The 15,295-nt window shown below is 59.8% G+C and carries 15 protein-coding genes; 7 read left to right on the plus strand and 8 right to left on the minus strand.

Annotated features, from left to right (window positions below; all coding sequences use genetic code 11):
* Positions 1-330: 330 nt before the first annotated feature.
* The 7 genes from KW849_RS19865 (at position 331) to KW849_RS19895 (ending at position 5,545) form a co-directional block, all read left to right on the plus strand.
* On the plus strand, positions 331-759 hold the full coding sequence (locus KW849_RS19865; RefSeq protein ID WP_218430954.1) for a hypothetical protein: 429 nt from the start codon (positions 331-333) through the stop codon (positions 757-759).
* A gap of 172 nt (positions 760-931) precedes the next feature.
* Entirely contained in the window at positions 932-1,564 is a 633-nt protein-coding gene (locus KW849_RS19870) for a TetR family transcriptional regulator (RefSeq protein WP_108218449.1), read from the plus strand.
* A 272-nt stretch (positions 1,565-1,836) separates the two neighbouring features.
* Positions 1,837-2,337, plus strand: a complete 501-nt coding sequence (gene ureE, locus KW849_RS19875) for an urease accessory protein UreE (RefSeq protein WP_218430955.1) — start codon at positions 1,837-1,839, stop codon at positions 2,335-2,337.
* Positions 2,334-3,008 (plus strand): urease accessory protein UreF, encoded by a 675-nt coding sequence (locus tag KW849_RS19880; protein ID WP_218430956.1) that lies wholly within the window; start codon positions 2,334-2,336, stop codon positions 3,006-3,008. The genes ureE and KW849_RS19880 overlap by 4 nt, the downstream gene beginning before the upstream one ends.
* Before the next feature lie 23 nt (positions 3,009-3,031).
* Positions 3,032-3,646, plus strand: coding sequence for an urease accessory protein UreG (ureG, locus tag KW849_RS19885; RefSeq protein WP_007979691.1), 615 nt, complete (start codon positions 3,032-3,034; stop codon positions 3,644-3,646).
* 27 nt (positions 3,647-3,673) lie between these two features.
* The gene (locus tag KW849_RS19890) at positions 3,674-4,246 is read left to right on the plus strand and encodes a HupE/UreJ family protein (protein ID WP_218430957.1); all 573 of its coding nucleotides are present in this window, start codon (positions 3,674-3,676) and stop codon (positions 4,244-4,246) included.
* 165 nt (positions 4,247-4,411) lie between these two features.
* Positions 4,412-5,545, plus strand: a complete 1,134-nt coding sequence (locus KW849_RS19895) for an AGE family epimerase/isomerase (protein ID WP_218430958.1) — start codon at positions 4,412-4,414, stop codon at positions 5,543-5,545.
* A 23-nt stretch (positions 5,546-5,568) separates the two neighbouring features.
* Here the strand turns inward: KW849_RS19895 and KW849_RS19900 are convergent, their stop codons facing one another.
* The 8 genes from KW849_RS19900 to KW849_RS19935 form a co-directional block, all read right to left on the minus strand.
* Positions 5,569-6,474: a cation transporter gene (locus KW849_RS19900; protein ID WP_218430959.1), complete on the minus strand. Its 906-nt coding sequence runs from the start codon at positions 6,472-6,474 to the stop codon at positions 5,569-5,571.
* A gap of 202 nt (positions 6,475-6,676) precedes the next feature.
* On the minus strand, positions 6,677-7,447 hold the full coding sequence (locus KW849_RS19905; RefSeq protein ID WP_218430960.1) for an SDR family oxidoreductase: 771 nt from the start codon (positions 7,445-7,447) through the stop codon (positions 6,677-6,679).
* 949 nt (positions 7,448-8,396) lie between these two features.
* Positions 8,397-9,113, minus strand: coding sequence for an ABC transporter ATP-binding protein (locus KW849_RS19910; RefSeq protein ID WP_218430961.1), 717 nt, complete (start codon positions 9,111-9,113; stop codon positions 8,397-8,399).
* On the minus strand, positions 9,110-9,985 hold the full coding sequence (locus KW849_RS19915) for an ABC transporter ATP-binding protein (protein ID WP_008001872.1): 876 nt from the start codon (positions 9,983-9,985) through the stop codon (positions 9,110-9,112). Before KW849_RS19915 ends, KW849_RS19910 begins: the two co-directional genes overlap by 4 nt.
* The gene (livM, locus tag KW849_RS19920; RefSeq protein ID WP_218430962.1) at positions 9,982-11,265 is read right to left on the minus strand and encodes a high-affinity branched-chain amino acid ABC transporter permease LivM; all 1,284 of its coding nucleotides are present in this window, start codon (positions 11,263-11,265) and stop codon (positions 9,982-9,984) included. Before livM ends, KW849_RS19915 begins: the two co-directional genes overlap by 4 nt.
* Before the next feature lie 3 nt (positions 11,266-11,268).
* Positions 11,269-12,183, minus strand: a complete 915-nt coding sequence (locus KW849_RS19925; RefSeq protein ID WP_108218440.1) for a branched-chain amino acid ABC transporter permease LivH — start codon at positions 12,181-12,183, stop codon at positions 11,269-11,271.
* A gap of 238 nt (positions 12,184-12,421) precedes the next feature.
* Positions 12,422-13,555 carry a branched-chain amino acid ABC transporter substrate-binding protein gene (locus KW849_RS19930; protein ID WP_108218439.1) on the minus strand — a complete coding sequence of 378 codons (1,134 nt, stop codon included), beginning with the start codon at positions 13,553-13,555 and terminating at the stop codon, positions 12,422-12,424.
* Positions 13,556-13,918: 363 nt separating this feature from the next.
* Positions 13,919-15,202, minus strand: coding sequence for an FAD-binding oxidoreductase (locus KW849_RS19935; protein WP_218430963.1), 1,284 nt, complete (start codon positions 15,200-15,202; stop codon positions 13,919-13,921).
* Between the last annotated feature and the right edge of the window lie 93 nt (positions 15,203-15,295).

Consider the following 15,295-nt stretch of genomic DNA (forward strand, 5'->3'; position numbering starts at 1 on the left):
GAGCCGCAAGCGGCCCGCCATGAACTCTACGACTGATAAAAACCCGGCAGGTTTAATCGATAGACCGAATTCGCCGAATTTGCCCAGTCCAATACTGACCCATCAGTCATTCAGCGTTACCGGCCCTGCACTTCTGCATGGCAAAGGTGGGTCGAAAATACCCACATCGGTGCAAAACAATTCGTCTGAAACGCCCGACCTAGAGCCTCCGCAGCAAACAATCAATTCCATTGATTATTACCATTGCGTTTATGAACTTTCATATCGACTTATCGAGAGTAGCATTGTTCTCGTACCCACTTATTCGCCCTCCCGAGGAGCAAAACGATCATGAAACGCCAACTACTGCTTAGCCTTACCCTCTCGATGCTGGCCAGCACTGCGTTTGCCCTGCCAGCCGCTGACCAGGCCACTCCACAAGTGAAACAGAATCACTCGGTATTCAGCCAAACCGTCGCCGAAGGTGGCTCTGACCGCACCCCACAAGGCCAGACCCTTGCCGAAGGTGGTAATGATCGTCTGAAAGAAAAAGGCCTGATCACTCAGGATGGCTCGGACCGCACCCCACAAGGTCAAACCCTGGCTGCCGATGGTTCCGAACGCACTCCACAAGGCCAGACCCTCGCTGAAGGCGGTTCGGATCGCACTCCACAAGGCCAAACCCTCGCTGAAGGCGGTTCGGATCGCACTCCACAAGGTCAAACCCTCGCTGAAGGCGGTGGTGACCGTGTGATCGAACGCAACAGCGACCTGAGCTAAGCCCCATGGCCGCCCTGAAAAAAAGCCCAATCCCCGGATTGGGCTTTTGACTTTTCAGCGATCCGCTTGATAAATGCCGCACTTCCCTGCTTGATCCCCCCACAGTCATTCGACGCCGGCAAAGCCGATTTGCTAGAGTGCGCCGCGTCCCTGTCCAGAAACCCTCCTTGCGATGCTGCCCCGCGCCGAACAGAAACGACAAACCCGTAACGCTCTGATGGATGCTGCCCGGCATCTGATGGATGGAGGCCGAGGATTCGGCAGCCTGAGCCTGCGTGAAGTAGCGAAAACCGCCGGCATCGTACCGACCGGTTTCTACCGCCATTTTGCCGATATGGATGAACTGGGCCTGGTGCTGGTCAGCGAAGTCGGCCAGACATTCCGCGAAACCATTCGCCTGGTACGACACAACGAATTCGTGATGGGCGGCATCATCGATGCCTCGGTGCGAATCTTTCTCGACGTGGTCAGCGCCAACCGTTCGCAGTTCCTGTTTCTCGCCCGTGAGCAATACGGCGGTTCGCTGCCGGTGCGCCAGGCCATCGGCCGTTTGCGTGAAGACATCAGTTCGGACCTGGCGGCGGACTTGTCACTGATGCCGAAGCTGCAGCATCTGGACATCGCCGACCTGAGTGTCATGGCGGACCTGATCGTCAAAAGCGTGTTCGCCACCCTGCCGGACATCATCGATCCGCCAGCCGAAGCCTTGCCCGAGCACCTGACGCCCCAGGCGAAAATCACCCAGCAACTGCGGTTTATCTTTATCGGCCTCAAGCATTGGCAAGGGCTCGGCAGCACCGAGTAACGTCCTTTGTAGGAGCGAGCTTGCTCGCGAAGGCGTCGACATCTTCGACCTTCATGTGACAGACAAACCGCTTTCGCGAGCAAGCTCGCTCCTACAATGATGCCCATAGCATCATCTTGGTGCGCGCCGCAAAAGCAACGCACCAACTTCATCCAGAATATTCACGCGAAAGAAACCCGTCCTACGCCTCCGACAGGCTTTTCCTACGCATCATGTCGATTGGCAAGCCCCTTGCTCTAGCCTGAGCATTGTCCATTGCTGGAAGCCTTCCGATGCTGGTGATTCATCGCAGAATCGACCCTCAACCCGTTTGGGCAGCCGAACTGCACCTGACGTTCGAAGCCCGCAGCAAAAGCCGTTTGCGCTGTTTCAGTGCCGAGGGCGAAGACGTCGGGTTGTTTTTGCAGCGCGGCCAGCCGCCGTTGCATGACGGCGAATGCCTGCAAGCCGAAGACGGGCGAATCGTGCGCGTCTGCGCCCGCCCCGAACAATTGCTCCACGTCACCTGTGCCAATACCTTTGAACTGACCCGCGCGGCCTATCACCTGGGCAATCGCCATGTCGCCCTGCAAGTCGGCGACGGTTGGTTGCGCCTGCTCGACGATTACGTGCTCAAGGCCATGCTCGAACAACTCGGCGCCCATGCCGAGAACATCGAGGCGCCGTTCCAGCCGGAACATGGCGCCTACGGCGGTGGCCATCATCATTCGCGCCACGGCGATGAAGACTTCAACTACGCGCCGAAACTGCACCAGTTCGGCGTCCGCCCATGAACCCGGCCTGGGCGCTGTTGCGCCTGGCCAGTCCGCAATTGCCGATTGGCGGCTACAGCTACTCCCAAGGGCTGGAAATGGCGGTGGATAACGGCCGCGTAAACGATCCCGACAGCGCCCGGCGCTGGATCAGCGATCAGTTGTTGTTAAACCTGGCACGCTTCGAAGCACCGTTGCTGCTTGCACATTGCCTGGCCGCCAGCGGGGACAACTGGGGTGAATTGCTGCAACGCTGCGAGGAACACCGCGCCAGTCGCGAAACCCGCGAGTTGCATCAGGAGAGCCGGCAAATGGGCTACTCGTTGCAGCAATTGCTCAATGGCTTGCCGGAACTCGACGCGCCGGCCCGAGCCTTCCTCGAACAACGCAGCGAGCCCCATCTGGCCCTGGGTTGGGCCTTGGCCGCACGCGCCTGGCAGATCAGCCCGCAGGACGCCCTGGCCGCATGGTTGTGGAGCTGGCTGGAAAACCAGTTGGCGGTGCTGATGAAGACCCTGCCCCTGGGTCAGCAAGCCGCCCAGCGCCTGACCAGCGAACTGTTGCCGCTGCTTCAACAAGCTCAACAGAACGCCACCCGAATCGATCCTGATCATTACGGCAGCGCCGCTTTCGGCCTGTCCCTGGCGTGTATGGCCCACGAGCGCCAGTACAGCCGTCTGTTCCGTTCCTAGGGCCTGTTATTTTGGAGAATCACATGAACACACAACCCCTGCGTGTCGGCATCGGCGGCCCGGTCGGCTCTGGCAAAACCGCCCTGACCCTGGCCCTGTGCCTGGCCCTGCGCGAGCGCTACAACCTGGCCGTCGTGACCAACGACATCTACACCCGCGAAGACGCCGATTTTCTGGTACGCAACGAAGCCTTGGCACCGGAGCGCATCATCGGCGTGGAAACCGGTGGCTGCCCGCACACGGCCATCCGCGAAGACGCCTCGATCAACCTTGAAGCCGTGGATCAACTCAATCGCCGCTTTCCGGGGCTGGACCTGATTCTGGTGGAGTCCGGGGGCGACAACCTCTCCGCGACCTTCAGCCCGGAACTGTCCGACCTGACGATCTACGTGATTGACGTCTCGGCCGGCGACAAGCTGCCGCGCAAGGGTGGACCGGGGATCTGCAAATCCGACCTGCTGGTGATCAACAAGATCGACCTGGCACCGCTGGTCGGTGCCTCGCTGGAGATGATGAACAGCGACACCCAGCGCATGCGCAACGGCAAGCCGTTTGTCTTCAGCAATCAGAAAACCGGCCAGGGTCTGGAACAGATCATCGCCTTCATCGAACGCCAGGGTTTGCTGACCGCGGCCTGATCACAACTTCAACAAGGAAGCTTATCCATGACACTCAAACGCATTCTCGGTGCCCTGGCCCTGCTGCTGACCCCGGCCCTCGCCTTCGCCCATCCGGGGCACGGCGACAACGGCTTGATCGCCGGTATCAGCCATCCGCTTGGCGGCCTCGATCACTTGCTGGCGATGCTCGCGGTCGGCCTGTGGGCCGCACAGCAGCAAGGTGCAGCGCGTTGGGCGCTGCCGTGCACCTTTGTCGGCACGATGTTGATGGGAGGAGTGCTCGGGTTTGAAGGGTTGAACCTGCCGGAGCTGGAGGGCGGGATTGCCGCTTCCGTGTTGACCTTGGGGCTGGCGGTTGCCTTGGCGATGCGTCCACCGTTGGTGATGGCGGTTATGGCGACGGCGTTGTTTGCGCTGTTCCACGGCGTGGCTCATGGCCTGGAACTGCCGGACATGTCGAGCCCTTGGGCTTATGCCGCCGGGTTTGTGGTGGCGACAGCGGTGTTGCATGCAGCGGGTTATGCGGTCGTGCGGGTGTTGCCGCATGCAGCTGCGCCACTGGTTCGACTGGCAGGCGCGACTTCGGCGGCGACCGGGGTGTGGTTGCTGGCGGGCTAACCCCCTCCCTGTAGGAGCTGCCGCAGGCTGCGATCTTTTGATCTTGCATTCAAATCCATATCAAAAGATCGCAGCCTGCGGCAGCTCCTACGAGGATCGCATCCGTCGAGTCAGCCTCTCTGCTAACATGTCGCGCAATCGCCCCTGCCGTGACGACGCCAGCCAATGCCGCCTGTTTCCCGCTCCGCCTCTCAGCCTGAATTGACCGCCCTGTTCGCCTCGGTGCAACAGCACTTCCTGAACGTAATCGTGCCGCTCTGGCAAGGCCCGGGCTGGAACGCCGACATGGCGTTGCCCTACGAGGCGCTGGATGCCGAACACCAACCGCTGCCACCGCAACGCTACCGGGCCATGGCCTGTGCGCGGCAGTTGTATCTGTTTGCCAGCCTGATCGGTCAGCTGCCGGGCGCCGAAGAGCGAGCCGCCGCGTTGTTCCGCTCCTTGCAGCGGCACTTCCACGATGCCGAGCACGGTGGCTGGTTCTACAGCGTCGATGCACAAGGGGTGCCGCTGGATCAGCGCAAGGACCTCTACACCCACGCCTTCATCCTGTTCGCCTGCGCCCACTACTGGGACAAGGTTCGCGAGCCACTGGTGGAGTCGGTACTCAACGCCTCGCTGGAAGTGATTGCGCAGCGTTTCGCCACGGACGACGGTCTGTACGAAGCCGCGCTCGACCGCGACTGGGCATCGCTGGACAGCGGCCCTTTGCAAAACCCGCTGATGCACCTGGCCGAAGCTTTCCTCGCCACCCTGTCGGTGCGTGAAGACCTCGACGTGCAACAGGCGCTCGTCGAGTTATGCACAGCCATGCACGCGCGCTTCATCGATCCGCAACAGGGTCTGTTGATGGAAAAGCCGCTGGGGTCTGTGGATAACTGGTTTGAACCGGGGCATCAGTTCGAGTGGTATTTCCTGCTGGAATCCTCGCCGCTGTTACGCCGTTCGGCGCTGCATGCCGATCTGGCGCGGGCCTTCGCCTTTACCGAGCAGGTGGGCGTCGATCAGCAGACTGGCGCTGTGCGGGCGATGCTCGACTTCGGACCGGATGGCGGCGTCCGGGACGCCACGCAGCGTATCTGGGCCCAGGCTGAATACCTGCGCGCATTGACGCTGCGCCCGGACAGCGAAACGGATGTACTGCGTCAATTACAGGCGTTACAGCAACACTCGCTGCATGCCGGCGGCTGGTTTGAGTGCCGTGACGAGCACGGTGAAGTCAGCCGCCGCGACATGCCGTCGACCACGCCCTATCACCTGGCGACCTGTTATCGCGGGTTGTCGCAATATCTCGGCTGACTTTGTGGCGAGGGGCAACCCAATCACTCGGTCCACTTGCGATCCCCGGTAAAACTGATGGTCAGCCATCGCGCTGCATCCGGCTTACCGAGCTTCGCGGAAATCTCCTCGCGCAAACTGTCCAGCTGCCCTATTCCGTCTAGCCAGTAATCCTTCGGCAATACGATGTGAATCTCGATGAAGCAGGCCCGCCCGTGCTTCTGCACATAGGATAAGTAGTCGTCGAAACCATGCTCGACCTTGGCCTCGTCCATCACCTGGCGCACCTTGTCGTCGAGCTGGTCCGGCGCGATCCCCAGCACGTCGCGCAGGGCCGGGCCGAGGATTTTGAACGCTGGAGGAAGCATGCCCAGGGCCAGCAGAATCAGAATCATCGGGTCGACATACACTGCCCACTTGTCGTAACCCTGAGTCTTGAGCAGCAGCGCGATCAGGAAACTCACCAGCAGTCCCGCCGATAGCATCGCGTCCACCAACCAACTGATGTTGTCGAACTGGATCAGCGATGATTTGAGTGTGCGATTGCGATGGCGGACGTAGAAAAAATAAATCAGCTCAACGACGGTGAACACCGCCGCGTAGAGGATCACCAGGCCGAGCTCGACCTCGCGGCCACCACTGATGATGCCGAACACACCGTTGAGAAAGGCATAAATGGCAACCAGGAACAGGAAACTGCCTTCGATCAGCAGCACCATGGGTTCCAGGTGCCAGAAGCCGAACTGGAAACGCTGGTTGCTTTCCTTGGCGATCAACCTCGCGGTGATCAGCATCAGGACCTTGATGAAGGCCGCGATCAACGAAAAAAAGCCATCGAACAGGATGGATTGGGCGCCCGAAACAAAACCGGTGATGATCCCGGCGAATGTCACGGCGAGCATCAGGAAGGTCGATTGCTTGAGCAGCGACTGCTCGCCTCGATTACTCACTTGATCTCCTCTAAAACCTCTAGACCGCCGGGTGTGGCGGGCTGCTTGAGGGAGGAGTCTAGCTGAAGCTTTGTATCGTCTGAACCGGCCCCTTCGCGAGCAAGTCGGATCGCCGCACCGCCGCTCCCACATTCGATCGCGGTCTAATGTGGGAGCGGCGGTGCGGCGATCCGACTTGCTCGCGAAGAACGATGACTCGGTATTAAGCCTTACCACCACTGCGATCAATCGAAAAACCAGCCCAGGTCTGGCTCACCGGCATCAGCTCCAGGCTGTTGATGTTGATGTGCGCAGGCGCATTGAGGACCCAGAAAATGGTCTCGGCGATGTCTTGTGGCTGAATCGGCTCGGCGCCGGCGTAAGTGGCGTTGTAACGCTCCTGGTCCCCGGCAAAACGCACCAGCGAGAACTCACTCTCGCACAGGCCCGGCTCGATGTTGCTGACCCGTACGCCTGTGCCTTGCAGGTCGCAGCGCAGGTTCAGGGAGAACTGTTTGACGAACGCCTTGGTCGCGCCATACACGTGGCTGCCCGGGTACGGATAGTTGCCGGCGATGGACCCCAGGTTGACGATGCCGGCACCACGACCGTGGGCGATCAGGCGTGGCAACAGCAGACGGGTGCTGTACATCAGGCCTTTGACGTTGGTATCGACCATGGTGTCCCAATCGTCCAGGTCGCACTTGGGTGCCGGATCGACGCCCAGGGCCAGGCCGGCGTTGTTGATCAACCCGCGCAGCTTGGCGAAGGTTGGCGGCAGATTGGCAATCGCCTCCTCCATGGCCTTGCGATCACGTACATCGAGCACCAGGCCATGGACTTCGGTCTGCTTCGACAGCTCGGCGCACAACGCATTGAGGCGCTCTTCACGACGGCCAGTCAGCACCAGTTTCCAGCCGGCCTCGGCAAAACGACGGGCGCAGGCTTCACCAAAACCGGAAGTCGCGCCGGTAATAAACAGGGTGTTGGACATCGTGTTCTCCTTGCTTCGGCTGATCGCCAGCCATTGGAATAGAAAATCAGCAGGCAGCATGCCCGGCCACGCTCATACCGGCAACCTTTGCCCCGTAGGAGCTGCCGCAGGCTGCGATCCTTTGATCTTGCCGTGCGCCTGTGGAAAAGATCGCAGCCTGCGGCAGCTCCTACGTTTACCGCACTTTCTGTATAAAAATCGATCAATCCTTGCAAACCCTCGACCAGCGCGGCCTGCAGCCATGTGCGCGCACGTTATCCACAGGCCGGTCCACAGTCTTTGGGGGCAAGTGGAAAAGCTGCAAGCCGCTATCCACAAGGCTTTGCGCGGGGTTTTAAAACTTTTTTGCTTGACCCTCAACCGCCAGCTGTGTAGCCCTTGGCCATTTTCGCGACTGACGGGTCAAACCCGCGATGGCGCCAAGCCAGTAACCACGGCCTTCAGCCGGGTCTTTCCAGAGTTTAGTCACAGACTTATCCACAGGCTTGTCCATGCCGATTCCACGCACTTTCGTCCCGAACAAAAAGGTTGACAAAGCAGCCTTCAAGCCAAGCAAAAACACCTGATCAAAAAATAGTCACACCTCTGAAAGCCACGGTTTCAGGGGCGTACAGCCAGCTACTCCCACGTTATTCACAGCCGGCTCCACAGCAAACGGGGACAAGTCAAAACTGTGACAAAACAACTATTTGCAGCGGCTTTATGTCGCGCTTTGCGAGCTTGGGAATATTGTTTTCCACAATTTCCTGTAGGAGCAGCCGGTCGACGCTCGATAGCTCGCGATGGACGTCAACGATAACCCGCACATTCTGGAAAAACGCGTTGCCCTTGAGACCTTCGCGAGCAACCGAGCGTCGACCGGCTGCTCCTACAGGGGATTTGCGGTGGATTGGAGATGTAAAAAAGCCCCGACGATTGCGCGCCGGGGCTTGTGCATAACAAAGCAGACTCAGTGCCCGCCGAGATAGGCGTTACGCACGTCCTCGTTGACCAGCAACTCCTTGCCGGTACCCGTCATGCGGATTTCGCCGTTGACCATCACGTACGCCCGGTCCGACAACCGCAGGGCGTGGTTGGCGTTCTGCTCCACCAGAAAGATGGTCATGCCGGTCTTGGCCAGTTCCCGCAGTGTCGCGAAGATCTGTTTCACCACAATCGGCGCCAGGCCCAGGCTCGGCTCATCCAGCAGCAACAACTTGGGCCGACTCATCAGTGCCCGGGCGATGGCGAGCATTTGCTGCTCGCCGCCAGACATGGTCATCGCCCGCTGGGTGCGCCGCTCTTCGAGCCGCGGGAACAGCTCGAACATGCGTTGCATGTCTTCCTTGGCGTACTTGTCACCGATAGGGATGGTGCCCATCAGCAGGTTTTCTTCGACTGTCATGTCGGGGAACACCCGCCGCCCTTCCGGCGATTGCGCGATGCCGTTGGAGGCGATGTAGTGGGACGACTTGTGGGTGATGTCCACACCCTGATAGAGGATCTGCCCGTCCGCCGCCCGCGGCTGGCCGAAGATCGACATCAGCAGGGTCGACTTGCCGGCACCGTTGGAGCCGATCAGGCTGACGGTTTCCCCTTCGTTGATGTGCAGCGAGACTTTCTTCAGGGCCTGGATCGGCCCGTAAAACACGTCCAGTTCCTTGAGTGCGAGGATGGGTTTGCTCATAGCACCACTTCCTCTTCATCGGCGCCCAGGTAGGCCGCAATCACTTTCGGGTCGTTACGAATCGCATCGGGTCCGCCCTCGGCGATGACGATGCCGTGGTCCAGCACCACGATGTGATCGGAAATGCTCATTACCATGCCCATGTCGTGTTCGATCAGCACCACGGTCAGATCGTGCTCGTCGCGCAGCAGCCGGATCATCGCGCTCAGCGCTTCGGTTTCCTGGGGGTTGAGGCCGGCGGCCGGCTCGTCAAGGCAGATGATCTGCGGACGGGTGCACATGGCCCGGGCGATTTCCAGGCGACGTTGCTGGCCGTAGGACAGTTCACCGGCCAGGCGGTTGGCGCAATCCACCAGGTCCACCACCTCCAGCCAGTAGAACGCGTGGTCCAGCGCATCGCTTTCGGCCTTGCGGTAGCCCTTGGTATTGAGGATGCCGGCCAGCATGCTGCGGTTGACCCACATGTGCTGTGCCACCAGCAGGTTTTCCAGCACCGACATTTCCTTGAACAGGCGAATGTTCTGGAACGTACGCGCCAGGCCGGCGCGGTTCACCAGGTGGGTGCCGCCGAACGCCTTGTAGAACAGCCGACTGGCGAACGATTTAGGCGACACGAAATCGGTCGGCTTGAACGATTCGCCCAGCAATTTGATGACGTTTGTCTGCTGACCACGCACATTGAGTTCGATTTTGCCGCCGGAGGCCTTGTAGAACCCGGTCAGGCAGTTGAACACCGTGGTTTTGCCGGCACCGTTGGGCCCGATCAGGGCGAAGATCGAATTGCGGTGGACTTTCAGGCTGACATCGTTCAACGCCTTGATGCCGCCGAAGTGCATCATCAGCTTTTCGACACTGAGTACGACTTCGCTCATGGCGCTACTCCTTTACGCGGGGTCACACCGGTACGGCTGATCCGAATCAGGCCGCGCGGTCGCCAGATCATCATCAATACCATCAGGATGCCGAACAGCAGCACGCGGTATTCGGCGAAGCCACGCAGCAGTTCCGGAGCCACGGTCAGCACGAATGCCGCGATGACGACACCTATGGTCGAGCCCATGCCGCCGAGTACCACGATGGCAAGGATCAGCGCCGACTCAAAGAAAGTGAACGACGTCGGATTGACGAAGCCCTGATAGGTGGCAAAGAACACACCGGCCAGACCCGCCGTCGATGCGCCGATGGTGAACGCCGAGAGCTTGACCAGCACGTGGTTCAGACCCATTGAACGACAGGCGATTTCGTCTTCACGCAAGGCTTCCCAGGCGCGGCCGACCGGCATGCGGGTCAAGCGGTCCTTGATGTACAGCACGGCCAGGACCACCAGGAACAACACGGCGTAGATGAAGTAGTACTTCACGTCAGGGTTGTAGGCGATACCGAAGAACTCATGGAACGGCACCCCGCCTTCTTTCGCCCTTTTTCCGAACTCGATGCCGAAGAAGGTTGGCAACGGCGCTGCCATGCCATTCGGGCCGCCGGTCAGGGACAGCCAGTTATTGAGGATCAACCGAATGATTTCACCGAAGCCCAGGGTCACGATCGCCAGGTAGTCACCGTGCAGGCGCAGCACCGGGAAACCGAGGATACAACCGGCCAGACCGGCGGTGATCGCCGCCAGTGGCAACACCGTCCAGAATCCCAGCCCCAGATACTGATAACCGAGCGCCAGGCCGTAGGCGCCGATGGCGTAGAACGCCACGTAACCCAGGTCGAGCAGGCCGGCCAGGCCGACCACTATGTTCAACCCCAGCCCCAGCAATACGTAGATCAGCCCGAGAATAACCACGCCCAGCAGGTAGGAGTTGGAGAAAAACGGGAACACCACGGCGATGACAATCAACAGCGGGATGATCCAGCGCAACCGGGATTTGTAATCAGGCGCCAGTACATGAACCCCGGAGCCGGTGGTTTCAAAGCCTTCGAGAATTCTCAGGCCCTTTGGGGTTTGCAGGAACAGGCTCAAGGCAAAACGACCGGCCATGACAATAGCGACAATCCAGGCCACGCGAGTGGGCTGCAAGTTGAAGCCGTAGCCGTCGAGGACGATGCCGACAATCGGGCCGAACACAATCAGGGCCACGAGGCCGGCAAGAATCGCGTCAACCAGACTTCTTTTGATATCAATGGTTTTTTCAGTGGTTGAAGACATCGCTTACACCTTCGACACAAGAGGACGGCCGAGCAGGCCTTGGGGCCGAAAGACCAGAACGAGAACGAGCAGCGAGAAGCTGAAGACGTCTTTGTAGTCCGAGTTGACCAGACCGGAGAACAGCGACTCGGAGATGCCGAGGATGATCCCGCCGAGCATGGCACCAGGCAGCGAGCCAATCCCGCCGAGCACCGCGGCGGTGAACGCCTTGATGCCGATGACGAAGCCTGCATAGAAGTCGAACGTGCCGTAGTTCATGGTGATCAGCACGCCGGCCAGGGCCGCCATCGCTGCACCAATGATGAACACGTAGGAAATGATGCGGTCGGTGTTGATCCCCAGGATCGAGGCCATCTTGCGGTCTTGCTGGGTCGCGCGGCACATGCGGCCGAGCTTGGTGTACTTGATGACATAGGTCAGCAGGCCCATCCCGACAAACGCTGCGACCAGAATGAAGATCTTGGTGTAGGTGAGCTGGACGAAGCCGGTCCCTACGTCTACTCGCCATGCACCGGTCAGCAGTGTCGGAACGCCTTGTTGGCGGGCACCCTGGGCGATCTGTGCATAGTTTTGCAGGATCAGCGAGATGCCGATGGCGCTGATCAGTGGTGCCAGTCGGGTGGAGTTACGCAGGGGTTTGTAGGCAACACGCTCGATGACCCAGCCATACACCGCCGTGACGACGATGGTGAAGATCAGTGTGCCGAGCATCAACAGAGGGAAGGATTCAATACCGAAGTATGCCAGCAGAGCCAGACTGATTGCCGCGAGGTAAGCGGAAATCATGTAAACCTCGCCGTGGGCGAAGTTGATCATGCCGATGATGCCGTAGACCATTGTGTAGCCGATGGCGATCAGGCCATAGACCGACCCGAGGGTCAGGCCGTTGACCAGTTGCTGCAGGAAAATACCATCCATAACGCAATCTCACGCAATGAGAACCTGCACATGTGGCTGTGCGGTTCTTCTAAGGAAAATACAGATTTACGTCGGAGCAATGTCAGCCACGATCAGGCAGGCCGCCACCGCCCCCTGTAGGAGCTGGCTTGCCAGCGAAAGCGGTTGAACATTCGACCAGGTTGTCGTCTGCATGTCCGCCTTCGCGGGCAAGCCCGCTCCTACAAGGGATCTGGGGGGCACCCGATTGAGTCAGCCCTTACTTCTGTGTTTCCAGCTGGTGGTATTTGCCTTCCTTGTCCCACTGGTAAACCACGTAGTCGGAGACCTTCAGGTCGCCCTTGCTGTCCCAGGTCTTCTCGCCCATGACGGTCTTGACCGGGTTTTTCTTCAGCCAGGCAGCCGCGTCTTCGCCCTTGTTGGACTTGGCGCCGTTGAAGGCTGCAGCCAGGGTCTGGACCGATGCGTAGGCGTACAGGGTGTAGCCTTCAGGTTCGGTGCCGGCCTTGCGGAAAGCGTCTACCACGGTCTTGCTGTCTGGCAGCAGGCGTGGGTCGGCGCCGAAGGTCATCAGTACGCCATCAACGTTCTGTGGGCCACCGGCGGTGGTCACCAGTTCGTCAGTCACGATGCCGTCATCGGACATGAACTTGACGTCTTTGAGGCCTTGTTCACGCAGTTGCCGAACCAGTGGACCGGCTTCCGGGTGCAAGCCGCCGAAGTAGACTACGTCGGCACCGGCCGCACGGATCTTGGTGACGACGGCACTGAAGTCTTTCTCGCCGCGGGTCAGACCCTCGTACAGCACAGGCTTCACGCCGCGTTTTTCCAACTGAGCCTTGGTGGCGTCCGCCAGACCCTGACCGTAGGTGTCCTTGTCGTGCAGTACGGCGACTTTCTTGCCCTTGAGCACGTCGACGACATAGTCGCCAGCCACGATACCTTGCTGGTCGTCACGCCCGCACATGCGGAACATGGCACTCAGGCCGCGCTCGGTGACCTTGGGGTTGGTGGAACCCGGGGTGATCGTGATGATGCCGGCTTCGTCGTAGATCTCGGAGGCCGGGATGGTCGACGAGGAGCAGAAGTGGCCTACCACACCAACGACTTTCTTTTCGGTCAGGTCCTTGGCGACTGTCACAGCCTGTTTCGGCTCGCAGGCGTCATCGCCCTTGACCAGTACGATTTTTTCCCCGTTCACGCCGCCCGCTGCGTTGACCGCGTCGGCCGCCGCCTGTGCACCCTTCATGTACTGTTCGCCAAATGCCGCGTTGGCGCCCGTCATCGGTCCCGCTACGCCGATCTTGATGTCAGCCTGAGCAAACGCAGAAACACCCAGCGCAGTTGCCACTGCGAGGGCCAGAAAGCCTTTCTTGTAAAACGTCTGGGACATGAGGTGGTGCTCCATGGTTTTTTTTAATTGGCACTGCGACTTCACTGAATGCTCAGAGCAAGGGCCGTGCCATCGGTTTTTTATTCTGAAAAAAGTCGCTGCTTTCTTGTTATTTCGACTGTTTCGGGCCCATTTTCATTGGGCGTGCAACCGTCTAAACCGCGGAAGGTAAAACCATTATTTTTTTGAGGCGCAACCCGCCTGCGCCATCATTGCAACCGCGGCTTTAAACGATGTGCAACCAGCCTGTAACAACGTGCGTCACCGAAGTGCACACTGCTGGTGCGGGACTGCTACAACCCGCACCACTACAGGCTAGCCGCAGATCGAAAAAGCGCCGCTTCCCACTGCAAAAATCAACCTTCAGATAACGATCCGCAGGCACTGGCCTGCGTGATACAGCGAGAATCCCGCCTCATACAGACAGCTGCGCAACCCCACCCCGGCCAATGGCTGCATGGGCGCGAAAGGAATCGGTAGCGCTTGAGGATTTCCGTTACACAGGTAATCGGCGAAGGCCTTGCCAACCACCGTTCCCGTGGTCACGCCCCGCCCGTTGTAGCCGGTGACTGCCACCAAACCGGGCGCCGGTTCGAACAGGCGCATCAGATGATCGGGGGTGAAGGCGATGCAACCGGTCCAGGTGCACTCCCACTCCACCGGTTTGAGGTACGGGAAATAGTGCTGCTGCACCCGGTCAGCCCAGGCCTTGAGAAACCAGGCCGGTTTCTGATTGCCATTACCGAGGCTGCCCAGCAGCAGGCGTCCGTCTTTATCCCGACGAATGCTGCTCAAGACCTGGCGGGTGTCCCATGAACCCTGGCCGCCGGGAAGAATTTGCCGGGCAGCCTCTTCGGTCAACGGGACCGAAGCCACCTGGTAGTAATACCCAGGGAAGAAATTGCGCCGCAGCTCCGTCCAGTCGCCTTCGGTGTAGGCATTGGAGGCAATCACCACTTTCTCGGCCATGACCGAACCCTGGGCGGTTTGCACAGACCAGCGCTGACCCTGACGCTCGAGCCGGGTGACCGGGGAATGATCGAACAATTGACCACCGAGGCCGATGGCTGCTTTGGCCAGCCCCGTGGTGTAGGCCATCGGGTTGAGCGTGCCGGCACGGCGATCGAGCAGCGCAGCGGCGATCTTTTTCGTGCCCGTCGCTTGTTCGCAGGCCTGACCGGTCAACAGCTCCACCGGCGCCCCGCGGCGTTTCCATTGTTCTTCACGACTGCGCAAGTCGGCTTCGCCACGGGCGTTGTGCGCCATGTGCAGCGTGCCTTCGCGGCGCAACTGGCAATCGATGTCGTACTTGTCCACAAGGCTGAACACCAGGGATGGTGCTGCACCCAGCATGCGGTTGAGCTGACTGCCGACTAGCGTGCCAAACCCGGCTTCGATCTCGTCCGGTGGAATCCACATCCCGGCGTTGACCAGCCCGACGTTACGCCCCGAACCACCGTGGCCGGCGCGATGAGCCTCCAGCACACAAACGGTCTTGCCTTGCTCCAGCAGATGCACCGCCGCCGACAAACCGGTAAAACCGGCGCCGATGACGCAGGCATCCACCGAAACCTCACCCTTGAGGGCCGAATTGTCCGGCCTTTGCGGCGTCAGTTTTTCCCACAGACACTCTTCGCGTAACGGCATTGCCAGACTCCGAAAATGAAACCTAACCACCCACACAAATCAGTGTGGGAGCGGGCTTGCTCGCGAAAGCGGTATGTCAGTCAACATTAATAT

It is taken from the genome of Pseudomonas sp. PDM26 (genome assembly GCF_019219185.1).
In the GTDB taxonomy this organism is placed as follows: domain Bacteria; phylum Pseudomonadota; class Gammaproteobacteria; order Pseudomonadales; family Pseudomonadaceae; genus Aquipseudomonas.

Coding starts and splice junctions, on each gene's coding strand:
- KW849_RS19865 (WP_218430954.1), top strand. CDS start 331: ATGAAACGCCAACTACTGCTTAGCCTTACCCTCTCGATGCTGGCCAGC.
- KW849_RS19870 (WP_108218449.1), top strand. CDS start 932: ATGCTGCCCCGCGCCGAACAGAAACGACAAACCCGTAACGCTCTGATG.
- ureE (WP_218430955.1), top strand. CDS start 1,837: ATGCTGGTGATTCATCGCAGAATCGACCCTCAACCCGTTTGGGCAGCC.
- KW849_RS19880 (WP_218430956.1), top strand. CDS start 2,334: ATGAACCCGGCCTGGGCGCTGTTGCGCCTGGCCAGTCCGCAATTGCCG.
- ureG (WP_007979691.1), top strand. CDS start 3,032: ATGAACACACAACCCCTGCGTGTCGGCATCGGCGGCCCGGTCGGCTCT.
- KW849_RS19890 (WP_218430957.1), top strand. CDS start 3,674: ATGACACTCAAACGCATTCTCGGTGCCCTGGCCCTGCTGCTGACCCCG.
- KW849_RS19895 (WP_218430958.1), top strand. CDS start 4,412: ATGCCGCCTGTTTCCCGCTCCGCCTCTCAGCCTGAATTGACCGCCCTG.
- KW849_RS19905 (WP_218430960.1), bottom strand. CDS start 7,447: ATGTCCAACACCCTGTTTATTACCGGCGCGACTTCCGGTTTTGGTGAA.
- KW849_RS19910 (WP_218430961.1), bottom strand. CDS start 9,113: ATGAGCAAACCCATCCTCGCACTCAAGGAACTGGACGTGTTTTACGGG.
- KW849_RS19915 (WP_008001872.1), bottom strand. CDS start 9,985: ATGAGCGAAGTCGTACTCAGTGTCGAAAAGCTGATGATGCACTTCGGC.
- livM (WP_218430962.1), bottom strand. CDS start 11,265: ATGTCTTCAACCACTGAAAAAACCATTGATATCAAAAGAAGTCTGGTT.
- KW849_RS19925 (WP_108218440.1), bottom strand. CDS start 12,183: ATGGATGGTATTTTCCTGCAGCAACTGGTCAACGGCCTGACCCTCGGG.
- KW849_RS19930 (WP_108218439.1), bottom strand. CDS start 13,555: ATGTCCCAGACGTTTTACAAGAAAGGCTTTCTGGCCCTCGCAGTGGCA.
- KW849_RS19935 (WP_218430963.1), bottom strand. CDS start 15,202: ATGCCGTTACGCGAAGAGTGTCTGTGGGAAAAACTGACGCCGCAAAGG.